Here is a 16,890-nt window from a genome sequence, read left to right as displayed (position 1 = left end):
CCCTGTACGACGGCGGCGCGGACGACACGACCGACCCCTCCCGACATGACCGACCACGAGATCATCCCGCACCCGCCAGCCAACGTGACAGTGCCTGCACGATGTCGTAGCCGCCGTCGGCCGGAACGAGGCGGGTGTTGTCGGGCAGCCCGAGGTCGAAGCGCTGCTCGGTGGACGCGCTGGAGTCCTTCAGCGTGACGAGGGCGCGAGCGCCGCCGTCGGCGGTGGCCTGGACCGCCAGGTCGGTACCCCGAGCCGCGCCCGGGTAGACGGTGGTGCCCTCGGCCGTGGTGACGCCCGCCGCGCCATTCGTGGCCGGCAGCGCCAGCGTCACGGTGCTGCCGTTCGCAGCGGTGACCGCGACGCTCCCGGCGGCCGTGGTCGGCGCCGTGACGACGACGCTGCCGCCGGGCTTGGAGACCTGGGCCGTGGCGCCCCCCGCGCCGGTGGTGCTGCGGGCGATGTCTGCGATTCCGGTGGCCCGCTGGACGACGTCGGCCGCGCGGGACCGCGACGGTGTACGCCCACGTCCGACTCCGCCTCCAGAGGCAGGCCATCGACACCCTCAGCAACGCACTCCGCCACCCAGCCGACGGTAGTCCGGAGCCCCGCGACGGCGACGATCCGCCGCTTTGTGCAGCCCCCGTCCGATGACGTTGCCGTCAACTACTGCCGTCAAGACGCGAGAGCCCCCGCTGGTGCGGGGGCTCTCGCGTCTCTTCCGGCACCTCTACCTAAAACCTGTACCAGCCACTACGGCCCATATGGAACAGCAGAGAACGGTCTTCTAGTCAGGTCGAGGAAGCGCACCTACCCCCACGACGAAGTCGAACTCGCAGGAATCGCGTATGAAGTCGACAGCATCTGGTCGAAGATCACAAGCAAGGCATCTGGCTGATACTTCAGGTCGCCGCCAACAGACTCCCCGAGCGCGATTACCACACTCCCAAGGGCGTCGGATTCAAGCCGAAACGACCAGGGCATTTCTGGACATCCCTCGTTAGGGATATGCCATCCAGGAACCACGCTCGTGAACGAGCTCCCGATGAATTTCTGCCATTCCTTATGGTGACTGACCACAACAGGACTGCCTGTCAGATTTGGCCCGTCGTCGCCGACGGACCGGAAATCGATAGCCAATCCCTCGTTCAACCCATCCATGGCCCATGACAAGATCAACCTTGCACCACTGGACATCACCAGCTCAACGGCCACGTCGACCTCGTGAACGCGATCATGCCTGTGCCCTTCAGGCCAGGTCTCCCCTTCCAGGGCCACATACCGCACTTCTTGCACGATTTCGTGGGAGACGCTATCCGCCAGCTCCGCCAGCGCGCGCCCGCCGTCTTGATGTGCGATCCACGGAAGAACAACCGACATGTCTAATACCGCCCAAAGTACTGGAAGTCGCCGTTGGCATCGAATGTGGCGCCGAATCCTCGTCCGCCAGCAGCATCGGGCATCACGTACCGAGTACCACCAGCAAAGTTCCCCGAGGTTACCGGACCAACCGTGGTGTTCGGATTGGTCAGAATATCGTCAAGGAGGTTTTGGCCAGTTGAATCTAGCTCCTTCCCCGGGACCACGGGAAGGTCCCCACGATTCATATGCTTCTGATATTCACGGCCAGCCCGAGTCATCTTCCCCTTATCGGGACGCATTCCACTCTTGGACAGTGCATCCAGATCCGGGCCACACGGGGTGCTGTTGTGTACGAGTACCGGCGTGTTTCCGGCCAGTACATAGTACGTGTGGAGGTCGGCAATCGTGAGGTTATAGGTCAGAACCTGCTGGTGATAGTTGCGTACGCCTGTGACGGCGACTGCGGCTCCATCAGGCGTTCGAAGCTCCTCGCCCAGGTGGAGTTCACTCGCTTCGGTCCAGCGGCCGCTGGTAAGGCTCCAGAAAGGGTGGTGCCACGTGGTCGTTAGTGTTGACTTCCCAGGCCCATCTGACGCCCCTGCGGCTTGCGTGCCTTGGAGCGAAAGGTCTGTGAAGTCCTCGTCGTTCGGTGTCTCTATGACGGCCGTTACAGCCTTGTGAGTGGTTTTTCCCGTCTGTGGGTCGGTGGCTAGGACCTCATCTCCGACGACAAGCTGTTCGATAGGCTTGCGTTGACCGTCCGCCATGAGAACAAGGGTTCCGGCAGTGAAGCTATGGCAGAGACTTGCGCGGGCTTTTGCAGAGAGGCCCATGAGCTCGCCAGGCCTGCCGCCCCTGGCAGCCAGGCCCATCATCGAGCCGGCAACTGCGTTGGCGTTCTTCTCCATACCCGAGGGACCGAAGGGCGTTTCAAGGGGGTCGCCAATGTTCCCGTGTCCGGCGGTGGTGTCGTGGCAGTCGATGTAGAGGCAATAGTGGGCGCGGAAGAAGTCGGCTTCTTCCTCTGTGGCGCCGAATTCCCACATCTGCCATGCAGCCCAGTCAATAGTGCTTGTGGCCCCACCATATTTCTGGAGTACTCGCCCGATCTCTGCACTGGTCGCGATCCTGAGCGGGTCGTTGTGTTGGGCCAGCTCTGCAGTCCTCAGGAAGGACCTCATGGTGCGGTCTTCCAGGGACGGGCATGAGTTGTCGTTGCGGCAGTCGAAGGATCCGTACCCCTTATTGCCATCGTTCTCGAGGTAGGACGGCACGTCTGGGACGCTGTCCTCCCAGTTCGGCGACGGGTCATGCAACGGGCCGGGGTCACGCAGCAGGCCGCTCGGGTCCGAGCTGTTGATCGGATCATTGTTGCTGTAGGCGTAGCCGTTCCACTGTTGTGGGTCGCTGGCGTCGAGTATGGGATCCGAGCTGACGAAGCGTCCGGTGCGCGGGTCGTATTGGCGTGCTCCGAGGTTGGTCAGGCCGGTGGTGTCGTCCTTGCTGCCGCCGACGAAGCCCTTGGTGCCGGCCCATGCGGAGGCGCTGGGCTGGGTGCCGCGGGGGTTGCCGAAAGGGTCGGTGGGGCGGCGGGTGACGGTCTGGGCAGTGTCGGTGTTGATCTGGACGCCGTTGGTTGCGTGCGGGTCGGCGGCCTGGATCAGGACGGTGCCTCCGCCGATGGCGGCGGTGACGCGGGTGTAGGTGAGGCCGCCGGGCGCCGCGATGGATCGTACGTTGCTCGTGGAGCCGCTGGCCGTGTCGAGGGTGAGCTCGTCGGTGGCCAGGTTGAGCGTGGTCTTGCCGGGATTGCGGCGGATGAGCTGGTTGCCGTCGGCGTCGTAGAGGTAGGTGGTGGCGCCGGCCTCGCCGGTTTTGGTGAGGGAGTCGAGCCTGTCCTCACCGTTCCAGGTCAGGGTAGTGGTGCCGCTGGTATCGGTGGTGGCGGTGGTTCGGCCCTTGGCGTCGTACTGGTAGGTGACGGCCTTGGTGCCTGAGGGTCCGCTGGTGGTGGAGGTCAGGAGGGCGTGGGGCCCGCCGGTTCCGCCGCCGGTGTTGGGGGCGTTGGTGGGGCTGTTGGTGGTCTTGGTGGCTCCGAAGGTCTGGGTGGTCGTGGTGTCGTTGAGGCTGTTGCCGGTGATGTCGTGCTGGACGAGGCTGGTGCGGTTGCCGGTCGCGTCGTAGCTGTAGGTGTTCCAGTAGGGTGCGGGGCCGCCGACGGTGCGCCCGCCTGGGCTGGCGGTGGCCGGGCCGTCCTTGTTGATGCAGGCTCCGGTGCCGGGCACCTTGCTGGAGCTGCCGGTGCCGTGGACGGTGCCGGCAGAGTCGGTCCAGTCCGCGATGGTGGAGGTGCCGCCCGTGTCGGTCCAGGCGTTGGTCAGTCGGCCTAGGTAGTCGTAGGTGAAGCACTGGGTGTCGGTCGCCGAGGCGTCCTGGATGGTGGACGCGGAGGTGATCCGGCCGGACGGCGTGTAGGTGTAGCTCGTCTGGTTGACGGAGACCGTGTTGACCTGCCGGTCGATGAAGGAGTTGATGAGTCGTCCGGTGGCCCAGTCGTACTGCTGGGTGGCGACGACCTGCGCGCCGTAGCTGCCGGCGGTCGTGCGGACGGGCCTGGAGAGCGCGTCGTATTCGACCTTGGTGATGACCGCCTTGCCTCGGCTGGTCGCCGAGGTGAGGAGACCGGTGACGGTGTGGCCGTAGCTGACGGTCTCGGCCGGAAGCCCACCGGCGGCGGGGATGCTGAGCTTCGTCAGCGAGCCGGTGACATCGCTGTAGGCGTTGGTGTTGGTGTAGGTGCCGGCCAGTGCGCCCTCCGTGGAGGGGATCGTGACGGAGGTGCCGAGCGGTCGGTAGGCGGTGTCGTAGTCGGTGACGGCCTTGGTGTAGGCCGCGCCGCCGGCTCCGCCGACGTAGCGGGTGGATGAGGTCAGTTGACCCTTGGCGATCGTGTCGTAGGTCCAGGACGCCAGTTGGTTCGCCGACGCAACGCTGCCGTTGTACGTGCCGGTCTTACGGCCGAGCAGGTCGTAGGTGAAGGCGAGGGTGCTGTTCTTGGCATCGGTGGTGTGATCGATACGGGAGTTGGCGTCGTAGAAGGTCTGGGTGACGCCGGTGTCCGGGTCGGACGCGGAGGTCTGCCGTCCCCGCAGGTCGTAGGTGTAGTTCCAGGTGTTGCCGCTGCTGTCGGTGCGCCGGGAGGCCAGGCCGCCGGGTGTGTAGTCGTAGGTGGTGACGTCCGCGTCGGCGGAGTTGCCGGTCGCGGAGGCGGTGCGGTACTGCCACACGGCGGTGGCGCGGCCTCGGGCGTCGGTGACGGTCGAGGTCGGGGTTGCGCCCGCGGGCGGGGTGACGTCGGTGCGGTCCGCACCGGGGTAGTCGGTGCTGGTGGCCCACTGGAGGTTGCCGTAGGAGCGGAACTCCGAGCGCAGGACGCGGCCGGCGCCGTCGTAGGTGTTCCATGTCTGGCCCGGTATCTGGCCGTCGCCCTTCGGGATGAAGACCGATTCGGTGGGGAAGGCGGTGCCCTCGTAGTACGGGTCGGAGGTCTTGATGACCCAGCCGTGTGTGTCGTAGACGGTGTCGGTGATCAGTCGACCGGTCGGGTAGGCGGCGCTGGTGCTCTGGCTCTGGCGAGGGCGCCCCAGGCCGTCGAGCAGGTCGATGGTGGCGGAGTAGGTGCGGCCGTCGTCGGTGATCGTCTCGGTCTTGGTCGTGGCAGGCCCGGATGTGCCCCTGACGGTGTAGGTGAACTTCTTGGTCGGATTGTCCGTGGTCGGCCTGTCCGGAGCCCACACGGCGGTGGCGCGGCCCAGAGCGTCGTACTGGAGGGTGGTCACGCGGCCGTTGGTGTCCTGGCTGGTCAGTGGTGAGCCGCGTCCCGGGTCCTGGGTGACGGTCGTCGTCCAGCCCGCCCCGAGCGGGCCGGTGCTGCGGACCTCGGTGGGCAGGGCACCTGCGGCAGGTGTGACGGCGGTGGTCGTGACGGCCGGGGTGACCGATGGGGCGCTCAGCTGGGCGCCGGTGCGGTCGTAGGTGGAGCCGTCGGTCGTCGCGGTCGTCAGGGGCCGTCCGTAGACGTCGAACGTTCCGCTGAGACTCCGGATGTAGACGGGGTTGCCCGCCTGGTCGAAGTGGTCGAGGGCCTGCGCGCTGGTCTGGTCGCCGGTGGCGCCCGCCTGCCCGAAGGGCCTGCCGTCGTAAAGGGTGCGGCTGCCGCTGATCGTGTTCGAGGCCGACGGCACGGTGCCGCACGAGCCCTGGACGGTGACGACCTCGGAGGCCAGCATGAGGCGCTGCGGGTTGTCGCTGTTCGCGTAGCCGGTGGTGGTGCAGGTCTCGGGGGTGGCGGCGGTACCGTCTCCCTTGTCGTCGACCTGAATCACACGGTTGCCGTGAGCCGGATCCGTGGTCTCGACGGCGGTGGTGGTGCGCCAGCTGCCGTCGGCCAGCCTGGCCTTGGAGATCTTGGTGGTCTGCGAGTCCGAGTAGCGGGCGTAGATCGTCGCTGCGCCCGAGCTCTGGGCGTGGGTCGCGGTGACCTGCTGGCCGTTGTAGGTGGTTCCGGAGACGGCCTGAACGTTGCCGCCGGCCTGGTCGTAGTTCTCGGTCGCGACGAGCCGGCCGCTGAGCCAGTCGCTGTCGGTGACGCTGCCGCCGAGTGGGCTGGCCACCTGGACACTGCGCCGGGTGCCGTCGGCAAGGTAGTCGCCGTCCATACCGCGCAGGTATGTGGCGATCTGCTGGGTCTTCGGTGCCTCGCTGGCCGATCCGCTGCCGGTGGTCGTGGTCACCGACTGGTAGCCGCGGAAGTCGTTCCAGGTGCGGGTCTTTGGGTCGGTGAACTCGGCGTCGTTGCGGTGCCAGGCTGCGCCGCCGTTGTAGGTGTACTCGGTGGTCTTGCCAACGGACGGGGTGGAGACGAGGTCCTGCTCGGTGACGGTCCTGACAAGGGGCTTGTTGAACCAGTCGTTGACCGGGTCGGGCGAGGACTGGTCCGGCAGGTACCACTTCACCGGCATGCAGGCCATCGTGTTGCCGTCCTCGGAGGCCGGCATGTGGTTGTTGACCCGGGAGCATTCGGGGTCGGAGTAGATGACGTTGATCCGGCCGCCGGTCTCGGTCGTGATGCCCTGGATGCGCGGGCGCACGAACATCGGCGCGGCCGGGACGAGGCCGTCGACGCGGTTGGCCAACATCACGTAGGTAAACGTGACGGGCGGCAGGCTGATCGGCGTCTGCCCGTTGGAGCCGGTGCGCTGGATGGAGTCGAGCTGCAGGGTGCGCTTGGTGCCGTCGCCAGGGTCGGCCAGAGACTGGGACAGTGCCCAGGTGTCGACGTCTCGGTAGGCGGAACCGACGAAGACCTGCGTGGTGATGGCGGTCAGGCGCTTGGTGGTGAAGAACGTCGGCGCGTAGTTCGAGCAGGTTCCCGATCCGGGGCAGATCTGGTCGATCGGCACGTCCGGCCAGGCGTCGGCGTTGGCGGCGGTGCGCTGGTCCTCCGCGCAGGTGATCGCGCCGGAGGCCTTGCAGCGCTCGTCGACCTTGAAGACGATCTTGGCGGCCGGGTTCGCGCCGCCCTTGGCGGCCTTCTGGTCGTCCAGACGCTGACCATAGCCGATCTCCTGGAGGTAGCCGGCCCGCTGGTAGTCGGTGAGGGTGCCGTTGCCATTGTTCTGGGCGCCGCCGCGGCTGTACTTGTTGCCCTCGGTGGCGTACTTGTACGTGGTCAGGTTGCCGTGGGAGTCCACGACGTAGTCAAGCTGCCAGCGCCAGGCCATCTGGCACCAGGAGCTCTTGCCCGCAGCAGCGCTGTAACAGGGGTCCCCGCTGTTCGGTGAGTAGACCGGCGTGGTCAGGACCGAGTTCGCGGCCGGGTCGCTGCCGTCGCCGTCGGGAAGGTGGTTGCGGCCGAAGTAGTATTGCGTTCCGTCGGGCGTGGTGACCCGCCAGTACTCCATGTCCCGGTAGTCGACGTCGCCGCCGGCCTTCGGGGCACCGGTGAGCTGCTCGATCTTGGAACCGTCGTCGCTCTCGAAGTGCCAGACTCCGGTGGCGTCGTCGCGCACGATGGTGCCCGAGTGGCCTGCGAGGGAGATGGTGGCGTTCTGCCCGCCCCAGCACAGGTCGGCCGAACCGGTGATGCCGGCCTTGTCGCAGCCGCGGTAGGACCGTTCGATGTAGCCGGGCTCGTAGCCCCAACCGTCACCGATCCACGATGACTGCGAGTTGGTGGCGGACGTCTTGCCGTCCACCGCGGCCGAGTTGTAGCCCAGGGCCACGGTGGGAACGGCTCCGCCGAGGGAGCCGGGCACCTGGATCGGGTAGCCGTAGGTGAAGTTGCCGGCGTTCGACCCGGCCTTCCACGCCGAGGAGGGAGACAGCGGTGTCGCCGCGTAGCTGCCCATGGCGCCCGAGGGAGAGGGCGTGGGGGCGATGACCACGGGGCCGCCGGTTGCGCCGGTGCCCGTACCGCCACCGCTGGCCGTTTGGGAAGACGCCTGCCGAGCGGTGTACGACGACTTCACAGTGCCGCTTTGCGAGCTGCCCGATGCTGCGGCAGGCGGAAGAGTGACATCCGCAGTGATCGTTCCGGAGCCGTCGGACTTGACCGGAACCGGCGTCTGCGTACGGCACTCGGGGCGCTCCGGTGTCGTCAGCGAACAGGCCGGCAGCGCCACCAGGCCCGCCCGGTCAGACCACCCATGCGCCTGCAAGGCCTTCAGGTCCAGAGTGACGCGCGCCTCGCGCCCGTTGCCTGTCGTCGGCGCTCCGGCATCGGTCAGCGCCACCAGCGGGCCGGTGACGCCCGCGGCCCTGCCCTTGTCCTGCGCGGCGACTTCGACCTTGACCGTGTGCGCGCTCTCGCCCGTGCCGGCGCCAGGCGACACCCTGACGGCCAGGCTCCCGGCCTTCGCCCCCGTCGCACCACCGGACGCGGGTGACGCCCCGCCGGTCGCCCTGCGAGCGGCCTCCGCCTCGGCGCTGTCGGGCCCGAGTGTGACCGTCGCGGTCCCTGTGACCACGGGCGCCGCGACTTCCGGCTTCCAGTCGGACGCCTTGTCGGCCGGCTTTGCCGCCGACTGGGCGTCATGTCCCGCCACCGAGACGGTGGCAGCGCCCAACGGCGTGTGCGGAGGAACCCACACGTCACCCTCCAGCGCCGGGTACGTCCAGGCCGCTGCGGGCGGTACGACCGCTCCGGTCATGGCCAGGGCGACCATCGTCGCCACCACGGGCGATCGCCACCGGCCTCTTGCTGTCCTCGCCCCAGCCCGTTTCCGGGCAGGCCAAACCCCCACCGTATTCCCCTTCGCTGATCATCGACACAGCGTCATATGGGCACAGCTGTGCCATCGGTGGACGTGACACTATGTGCCGCCTCGGACACGGCACCAGGTTGTTCGATCACCATGCATGAGGGTTTTGTAAAGTCGTGACCTGGCGTTCGGATTCATTCCGGACATGTCCACGCAATACCGCAATGCGTTTGACCTATCCGCTGGTTGAGCCGCATCGTTCCGACCCGAACGCAACGTCCAGACGGAGTTGCACATCGGGAGGGGAGCTCAAAACCAGACATGTCCATCACTTCACACACACTTCCACTCACGCCACCACCGCCATCGATACGCAGGCGAGCGGTCCGATTCGCCGCTGTCGGGGCCAGCTGTGCTCTGAGCGTGAGCCTGTTGGCCGCGCCCGCCGCGCTCGCCGCTGGCCCAGCGCCCACGCCCTTGCACGGGCCCACGGAGCCGGTCCCGCCGCTGGTCCCGCCGAGGCCGGGTCCGGCTCGTACGCCCGTGCAGCAGGCCATGGTCGACGCCGTCATCAAGGCGAAGTCGACGGGCAAGGCAGTCGTCGTGGACGCCATGACCAATGAGGTGTCCAAGACCCTCGCGAACCCGGACGGCACTCTCACCACCACCGACAACGCCCAGCCGGTGCGCACCAAGCAGAACGGCGCGTGGGCCGACCTCGATCCGACGCTGCGGCCGAACACGGACGGCACGGTCGGCCCCACCGTCGCGAGCACCGCGCTGGCCTTCTCCGGCGGCGGCAGCGGCCCGATGGCGACCGTGTCGACCTCCGACGGCAAGAAGCTCTCGTTCGGCGCGCCGTTCGCGCTGCCCAAGCCGGCTTTGGCCGGGGCGACCGCCACCTACGCGAACGTGCTGCCGGGAGTCGACCTCCAGCTGACCGCGTTGCCCATTGGGGGGTGGCGCGATGTGATCGTGGTCCGCACTCCGGAAGCGGCTGCCAACCCGGCGCTGAAGACGCTGCGGTTCCCGATCACAGCCCAGGGCCTGGCGGTCACCTCCGACGCCCAGGGGCATATTGACGTCAAGGACGACAAGGGCGCCCTGCGCTTCCGCTCGCCCTCGCCGCTGCAGTGGGACTCCTCCACGGCCCCGGTGGCCACCGCCCCCGCGTCGAAGAGCGTGAAGGCCGCATTCGCCGCCGCCCCTGCTGCCGACGCCGCCCCCGCCGCCGGTTCCGCGCCCGCCGCGGGCGTGCGGTCGTCCGCCGAGGAGCCGGGTGACGGGGCGAACGTGGCATCGATCGCGACCAGGGTCACCCCCGCGGCCGTTGAGCTGACGCCGAACCAGGACGCGCTCGGTTCGGGAACCGGCCCGTGGTACCTCGACCCGTCCCTGGTCGCGACGAGTTCCGTCCAGGGATCGGTGGAGGTCCAGGAGAACCACAAGACGGCGGAGAACTTCAACAAGAAGAACAACCTGGCCACCGGTTACTGCGGCTACCACAGCAGCGACCCGAACCTCGACTGCGGTAGCGAAGGCCGCCAGCGCGCCTACTTCCAGTTCGGGATCAACCCGGCGCTCTACACCAAGCCGGGCGGGGCCGAGAGTCCTCCGACCATCTTCACCTCCACCCTCAACGCCCAGGTCACCAGTGCCTCCAGTCCCGGGACGGACACGCCGTTCGAGGTCTACTCCGCTCCCAAGCCCATCTACGAGCACACCAGCTGGAACGACCAGCCCTGCGGCACCAACGGCAATGTCGTCATGGAGAACTGCCCGGCCATCAACGGGCAGCGGCTCACCGGCACGGGCCCGCTGGCCATCGACGTGACCGACATCATGAAGCAGGCCATCGCCGGCCAGTGGCCCTGGTGGACCGCCGCCATCGCCCCGCAGGGCAACGAGTGGGACCGGACGTTCCGGCACTACATCGCCAACAACCCCTACATCACCACCACGTACGACATCGCCCCCACCGTCTGGTGGACGCGAACCACACCCACCCCCGGATTCGCGAGCAACAACAGCACGGCCCCGTGCACCAGCGGCGGCACCCACCCTTGGGACAACCCCGGCTGGATCGGAAGCAACCAGAACATCTACCTGGCCGCGAACAGCTTCTCCCCCGCCGGCATGTCCCTGTACACGAGCTACCGGATGTGGGACGACAACGACGGCAACTTCTCCTTCACCGACGGACGGTGGGGCGGCAACTACAACAACCCCGCCGAGTCCGTCACGCCGGGGTCACTGACCGACGGCCACCAGTACGGCTGGTACGCCCAGTCCTCCGACGGCACGCTCAGCTCGCCCGGCAGCGGCTGGTGCTACTTCCGCGTCGACCGGACCAACCCGCGCGTCAGCATCAGCTCCACCGACTTCCCGCCATCCGGCACCCCCAACCCGAACCCGGCCAGGTACATGAACGACTCGGGCAGGTTCACGATCAACGCCGAGGACCCGGCCCCCGGCCCAGGCCTGCAGTCCTCCGGCGTCGCCTGCGTGCGGGTGAGCACCGACCCGACCCCGGTCGTCGGCTGGAAGTGCGGCCAGAGCGACACCCTCGCGCCCGGACAGCCCTACGACTACCAGCCCAAGCAGTGGGGCACCAACACCCTGTACGCGTGGGCCATGGACAACGCCGGCAACTACAGCCAGCCCGCCGTCTACAACTTCTACGTGCCGTGGAAGCCCGGCACCCAGCCGCTGTTCGGCGACGTCACGAACGACCAGAAGCCGGACATCGTCATCGCCGACAAGAACGGCGACCTGCGGATCATCGGCGGCGGCGCCGATCCGTCGACCTCGCTGGCGGCTCCCGCCGCCGCGGCCCCCGGCAACCGCGAGTTCGGCACCACGTGGGCAGACTTCCAGATCAGCCACCACGGCACCTTCGCCGTCGGCCAGCCGGTGGACCAGCTCGTCGCCCACTACAACAAGGACAAGACGCCCCAGCTCAAGGACGTCCTGTACCTGATACCCAACGACGGCACCGGCCGCTTCGGCACGCAGACCCCGTCCGCGCTGAACCGTCCCACCACCTGCACCACCTACGGCACCAACGCACCCTGCCCCGCCTACACGCAGAAGGTCTGGAGCAACATCTCCCAGGTCGTGGCCATCGGCACCCCCGAGGGGGAAGCCATCGGCGGTGAGCCCGGCCACCCGGACCACAAGGTCATGATGACCCAGACCTCCCTGCTCACAGTGGAGAACAACAACCTCTACCTCTTCCAGCCCAATGGACTCGCCGAGGGCCTCGACACCGCAACGCTCATCCCGACCGCGAGCGGCAACTGGTCGGACTACGAGATCCTCACCCCCGGTGCCGCCAACGGCGCCACGACGGTGCCGGGGACCACGGACCCGACGTACCAGACCACCATCTGGGCCCGCCACCGGACCAACGGCAACATCTACGCCTACCCGCTGGCCTGGAAGGCAGACGGCACCGTCGACTACTCGGCCCTCACCAAGCCGGACGCCGGCACACCGATCCTGACCGGCGCCAACTGGACCACCGCGGCCCAGCCGCTGGTCGGCGCAGCCGACCTCAACAACGACGGTTACCCCGACCTCTGGGCCATCAACACCAGCAACGCCATCACCGTCTTCCCCGGCAAGAGCAGCACCGGTACCAAGAACAAGGTCGACGGCTTCAGCGACTGGCAGTTCCTCGGATTCTCCGACGCCAGCACCTCGATCCACCCCAACCTGGTCTCCTGGCAGTGCATGGACGCCGAAGGCGGACCCCGAGACGGCGCACCGTTGGCCATCTACTCCTGCTGGAACACCCCCAGCCAGCGGTTCAACCTCAGCACGGACGGCACCATTCGGGCCGGCTCCTACTGTGTCTCCACCGTCGGCAACGGCAACACCAACGGCACTCAGCTCACCCTGGCCAACTGCGACGGCAGGCCCGCCCAGCAGTGGTCCGTGCGACCGGACGGCCGCATCATCAACCAGACCACCATCACCGGAGGCGACCCCAACACCGGCCGCTGCATCGAACTGAACAACTCACACATCGAACAGGGCACCCGCCTCGACATCTGGGACTGCCCGGGCCTCTTCGACAACAGCCGCTGGACCCTCCAGCCCGAACGAACCCCATAACCTTGTCGGCTGCCCCGCGGGTGAACTGACATAGCGTCGTAGGGCGAGGTTCCAAGGCGCTTGGAGCCTCGCCCTGCCTTCGTGAACCTGACTGTTTCTGGCGGGCGAAGCCTGCAACGGCGCGCTTTGGGATAAGAAGCCGTTGTCGTACCGATCATGGTGAACGCCGGTTCGAGTGTGGCTACACGGCTGGGTGATCTCCAGCCGGTCCGTGCATGAAGGCAGGGCCTCCTGTCCAGCTCGGGATTGTCGAAGTCCGAACGATCCGGCCAGGAGGCCCTGTGTCGCAGTCTTGCGTTCCCATGCCCGTGTCGTCCAACTCGGTTACCCGGTCGTGTGATTGCCTCGCTCACCGGTTCGGGAACGCGGGTGACCGTCCGGACCGTGTGCGTCGCTACGACTCGGACATGACGGACGCCGAGTGGGCCGTCGTGCGGGACGCGATGCCGGTCCCGCCGTGGCTGGAGGCCGGGGCGGGCAGCCGGAGGGCTACTGCCACCGGCAGATGCTGGACGCCGTCCGCTACCTGGTCGACAACGGGATCAAGTGGCGCGCGATGCCGGCGGACCTCCCCGCGTGGGACCGTGTCTACGCCTTCGCGCGGCGGTGGCGTGCGCGGGGCCTGCTGGCCGAGTTCCACGACCGGCTGCGCGGCCTGGTCCGCGAGGACGCCGGCCGCGACCCGGAACCGACCGCCGCGGTGATCGACGCGCAGTCCCTGCGCGCGGCGGCCTCGGTGCCGGCGTCCTCACGCGGGTACGACGGCGCGAAGAAGGTCCCCGGGCGCAAGCGCCACATCGTGGTCGACTGCCTCGGCCTGCTGCTGGCCGTGCTGGTCACCGCCGCGAACGTCACGGACCGGGACGCCGCGATGCCGCTGCTGCAACAGCTCCGGGCCCGCTACCGGAAGATCGCCCTGGTCTGGGCCGACGGCGGCTACTCGGGGCGCCTGGTCACCTGGGCGAAGCAGACGCTGCGACTCACCCTGAGGATCGTCAAACGGAGCGACGATGTCTCCGGCTTCGTGGTGCTGCCCAGGCGCTGGGTGGTGGAGAGAACGCTGAGCTGGCTGATGCGCTCGCGCCGACTGGTGCGCGACTACGAGACGCTGCCCGCCGTCCACGAGCAGATGGTGCTGTGGTCGATGACGATGCTCATGAGCCGTCGGCTGGCCCGGCGGCGAGCGTGAACCGTCCCGAGGTGGGTTCGGGCCTTCACCGTGAGGGCCCGAACCCACGATCGAGGGCGTCATACAGCACGATCTGGTTCGCGGAACGGTTGAGGATCCGCAGCACGCGATGCCCACGTGGCGTCCCGGCTCCCCCTGGACACATACGCGCCGAATACAGAGGTATCGAGATCCTTGAGGGACTCCAGTACCAGAGTGGCAATCGCAAAGCGAGGATCGCAGCGATCAGCGGCCTCGGGAACGGCGACGACCGTCATCTGGGCTGACACGCCAGCGAGGACGCCGTTGAGCGAGTCCTCGATCACAATGCATTCGTCGGGTGACGCGCCGAGGGCGGCGGCTGCGCGGAGATAGGCGCCCGGGTGGGGTTTGCCGTGTTCGTCGTCTTCGGCCGAAAACACGGCATCGAAAGATCGGTCAAGGCCGGTGCTCGCGAGCGCATGCCGAATCACCGACTCCGGCGAAGATGACACGACGGCCATCGCCCTCGATGCACGCGCGCACGCCGCGATGGCGTGTTCGGCGCCGGGTTTCAGCGCCACTCCCTCCAGCCCACGGCACACGGCGGTCACGATCTGCTGCTCGACGTCGTCGGGGTCGGCTTGAATGCTGGCCCGATCGAACCAGTAGGCCACCATGTCCCTTTGCCGCAGCCCGCGCGTCGCCGCCTGCATCTCCGTTGTTAGGTGCAGGCCAAGCGGACCGAACACTTCACGCTTTGCCGCGTCCCAGATCGGCTCGGAGTCGATCAAAAGGCCGTCTAGGTCGAATAGGACAATCGGTTGCATCGGTTGCTCTTTCGTTGGCGATCACGCGAGGACGAGACGATTCGCTGCCCCGCCGTGCATGAGCAGATGGTGCTGTGGTCGATGACGATGCTCATGAGCCGCCGGCTGGCCCGGCGGCGAGCGTGAACCGTCCCGGGGTGGGCTCGTCGGCCCAGCCCCGGTCGGCCAGCCGCTTCATCTTCGACCGAACTCCTTCCACACTTGCCGGAACCGGCTCCAGTCCGAGTACGGCAGTGATCTCCTGACAGGACATCACTGGCTTCCCGCCGGATGCTTGTTCGGTGAGCGTAGCGAGGATGCGCTGGTAGTGGGGAGCGAGCGCGTCCATGGAAAGCGCGGGGCGCCACACCGGGACGATCGAGCCCGATCGCGCGGCCCTCGGTAGGGGAACCTCGGCGGGCGCGTTCGTCGCGGGCTCCGACCCGGAACACTCACCGGCTCCCGGGCCAGCTTCACCTGCCTGTCCGGACCGCGGCCCGGACAGAACCTCGCCAACGCGCTGCCGGGCGATCAGCCACTCGTGCCAGGCCGTCTCCGCTTCGGCGAGCTCAGCGAGTACCCGGTCCGCCATCTCCCGAAGCTCCTCCACGCGCTCACGCGCGGCCAGCTCCCGCTCCTCCAGGAGACCCACTACCGACGCCATCCCGGCACCTCCACCAACGAGACAACCCGACGGCCCGAGCATGCCTCGCTATGCCGGCATCATGCCTGAACTGCGGAAACCCACCGATCAAGTTCGGTACGACAACGGCTTCTTACGCCGCAAACGGGGGCGCAGGTGTTCTATCTGACCGCGCAGGTCACGGAGCCGTTGTTCCTTGCGGCTGCTGTCGTGTTCCTGATGTGGTTCTGGCGCTGCCGCGTCAACGCCGAGGTCCTCGCGCCGGGGCGGCACTCATACTCATCCGGCATGGCGGTGGGGTCGTGGTTCATTCCGGGTCTCATGTGGTGGGCTCCTTGGCGGGTCGCGCTGGACGTCTGGCGAGCCAGCGGTGCGGTCGGCGGTAGCCCGCTGGTCAATGCCTGGTGGATTGCCTGGCTGGTCAAGTCGGTGGGGGTGTCGGCGTACATGGTGCTCGATCTCCGGGGAGACCCCAACGCGCCTTGGACCGTGGCGGTCAACTCGGTTGCGGCAGTGCTGGCCGTCATCGTGATCAGGAGGGTCAGCACTGCGCAGAGCGCCATGTTCCGCTCCTAGGGATCTCGGTTGCCGGCGGCGAGCAGTCGGTGGACGTTGGGGGGCTCCTCGGGATGCGAGTGCGGGTTGACGCGGCGGGCCGCCAGGCCAGCTCCATGCGAACAGCACTGTCACATGCAACGCCCTGGATGGGGTGTGCGGAGCCAGCCCGAGTCGTGGGGCCCCTGCCGGGGTCTCCACCACCCACCTGTTCGGCGGCCCCGCGAGGGGTTCCCCGGGCAGGCCTCCCTAGGCCCCTGTCGCCCCGTGCCGGTGCGAGGCGTCGAAGATGCAAGAGCTGTCACCGACCCGGCCCCCCGGACCCAATGCCGTTGCTTTAGTTGTCAGTCACGGCGGAGGCCGGCACGGATGGTGGCTGCTCACCGACGTGCCGGCTGGTGGTTGTTCAGCTGTCCGGGCCGCAGACGGCACCGCCGGGCTGCCGGCGGGAGTACCGGACTATGGCGCCCTCCGAGGTCGTTGGCTCGCTGCCGTCGGAGGGGGTCAGGGTGTAGAAGACCGTGATGGAACCCTCGGTGCCGGCGTCCAGGACGCCGTCCCACGGGATGGTGTAGTCGACCGTGGTGGTGTCAGCGGTGATGCTCACAACGCCCTGGATCGTCGCGGCCGAGGTCTGCCCGTGGAAGTCGCTGCAGACCGTGACGTCGAAGGTGAGCTCGTCTCCAGCCTTGAAGGGGATCCGGTCCACCCTGACGAGGACACCGTTCCAGGGCTTCTGCCACCAGGTGATCCCGTAGGGAGGCTCCTCATAGGGAAATTCCGGGTGGTCGAGAGCGACCAACATCGACATGCGGGCTCCTACTGCTGAGGGGCTGAGGCGGCAGCTCGGACTCCCGCCTCGCGATCATGGAACAAACTCCGGTTCGAAGACAGCCAGTTTCGGGCTCTCCTGCCGCATGTGTGGGTGCGCTGATCTGCGGCTGGACGTGAAACACGCCGTCCTCTGTGATCCTTGAGGTGTCGAGACTCAAG

9 protein-coding genes are annotated in these 16,890 nt (G+C 67.6%); 3 read left to right on the top strand and 6 right to left on the bottom strand.

Annotated elements, in window-relative coordinates; genetic code table 11:
• Nucleotides 1-61: 61 nt before the first annotated feature.
• The 3 genes from ACIG5E_RS37765 to ACIG5E_RS37755 all read right to left on the bottom strand — a co-directional run bounded on the left by ACIG5E_RS37765 (nt 62) and on the right by ACIG5E_RS37755 (nt 8,588).
• Nucleotides 62-334 (bottom strand): hypothetical protein, encoded by a 273-nt coding sequence (locus ACIG5E_RS37765; RefSeq protein WP_396541560.1) that lies wholly within the window; start codon nt 332-334, stop codon nt 62-64.
• Nucleotides 335-810: 476 nt separating this feature from the next.
• Complete coding sequence (locus ACIG5E_RS37760; protein ID WP_396541558.1) at nt 811-1,380, bottom strand: hypothetical protein; 570 nt, start codon at nt 1,378-1,380, stop codon at nt 811-813.
• Nucleotides 1,381-1,382: 2 nt separating this feature from the next.
• Nucleotides 1,383-8,588, bottom strand: coding sequence for a polymorphic toxin-type HINT domain-containing protein (locus ACIG5E_RS37755; RefSeq protein WP_396541556.1), 7,206 nt, complete (start codon nt 8,586-8,588; stop codon nt 1,383-1,385).
• Between the two features lie 579 nt (nt 8,589-9,167).
• Between ACIG5E_RS37755 and ACIG5E_RS37750 the strand changes: the two genes are divergently transcribed.
• Nucleotides 9,168-12,743 (top strand): ricin-type beta-trefoil lectin domain protein, encoded by a 3,576-nt coding sequence (locus tag ACIG5E_RS37750; protein WP_396541554.1) that lies wholly within the window; start codon nt 9,168-9,170, stop codon nt 12,741-12,743.
• Nucleotides 12,744-13,200: 457 nt separating this feature from the next.
• Entirely contained in the window at nt 13,201-13,932 is a 732-nt protein-coding gene (locus ACIG5E_RS37745; RefSeq protein WP_396541552.1) for an IS5 family transposase, read from the top strand.
• A 59-nt stretch (nt 13,933-13,991) separates the two neighbouring features.
• On the opposite strand, the gene ACIG5E_RS37740 is transcribed toward ACIG5E_RS37745, so the two are convergent.
• Nucleotides 13,992-14,720 carry an HAD family hydrolase gene (locus tag ACIG5E_RS37740; RefSeq protein ID WP_396541550.1) on the bottom strand — a complete coding sequence of 243 codons (729 nt, stop codon included), beginning with the start codon at nt 14,718-14,720 and terminating at the stop codon, nt 13,992-13,994.
• A gap of 91 nt (nt 14,721-14,811) precedes the next feature.
• Nucleotides 14,812-15,363 (bottom strand): hypothetical protein, encoded by a 552-nt coding sequence (locus ACIG5E_RS37735; protein ID WP_396541548.1) that lies wholly within the window; start codon nt 15,361-15,363, stop codon nt 14,812-14,814.
• 135 nt (nt 15,364-15,498) lie between these two features.
• On the opposite strand from ACIG5E_RS37735, the gene ACIG5E_RS37730 reads away from it, so the two are divergent.
• Nucleotides 15,499-15,918 carry a DUF4328 domain-containing protein gene (locus ACIG5E_RS37730; RefSeq protein WP_396541546.1) on the top strand — a complete coding sequence of 140 codons (420 nt, stop codon included), beginning with the start codon at nt 15,499-15,501 and terminating at the stop codon, nt 15,916-15,918.
• A 385-nt stretch (nt 15,919-16,303) separates the two neighbouring features.
• On the opposite strand, the gene ACIG5E_RS37725 is transcribed toward ACIG5E_RS37730, so the two are convergent.
• Nucleotides 16,304-16,708, bottom strand: a complete 405-nt coding sequence (locus ACIG5E_RS37725) for a hypothetical protein (protein WP_396541544.1) — start codon at nt 16,706-16,708, stop codon at nt 16,304-16,306.
• Between the last annotated feature and the right edge of the window lie 182 nt (nt 16,709-16,890).

The organism is Kitasatospora sp. NPDC053057, from assembly GCF_044546945.1.
Lineage (GTDB): Bacteria > Actinomycetota > Actinomycetes > Streptomycetales > Streptomycetaceae > Kitasatospora.
The sequence above is the reverse complement of the archived record's forward strand: the minus strand, read 5'-3'. Positions and strand labels throughout refer to the sequence as shown.

What these genes read in the sequence shown, in the direction of transcription:
- ACIG5E_RS37755 (WP_396541556.1), bottom strand. Translation starts at nt 8,588, where the DNA reads ATGGTCGCCCTGGCCATGACCGGAGCGGTCGTACCGCCCGCAGCGGCC.
- ACIG5E_RS37735 (WP_396541548.1), bottom strand. Translation starts at nt 15,363, where the DNA reads ATGGCGTCGGTAGTGGGTCTCCTGGAGGAGCGGGAGCTGGCCGCGCGT.
- ACIG5E_RS37760 (WP_396541558.1), bottom strand. Translation starts at nt 1,380, where the DNA reads ATGTCGGTTGTTCTTCCGTGGATCGCACATCAAGACGGCGGGCGCGCG.
- ACIG5E_RS37740 (WP_396541550.1), bottom strand. Translation starts at nt 14,720, where the DNA reads ATGCAACCGATTGTCCTATTCGACCTAGACGGCCTTTTGATCGACTCC.
- ACIG5E_RS37725 (WP_396541544.1), bottom strand. Translation starts at nt 16,708, where the DNA reads ATGTCGATGTTGGTCGCTCTCGACCACCCGGAATTTCCCTATGAGGAG.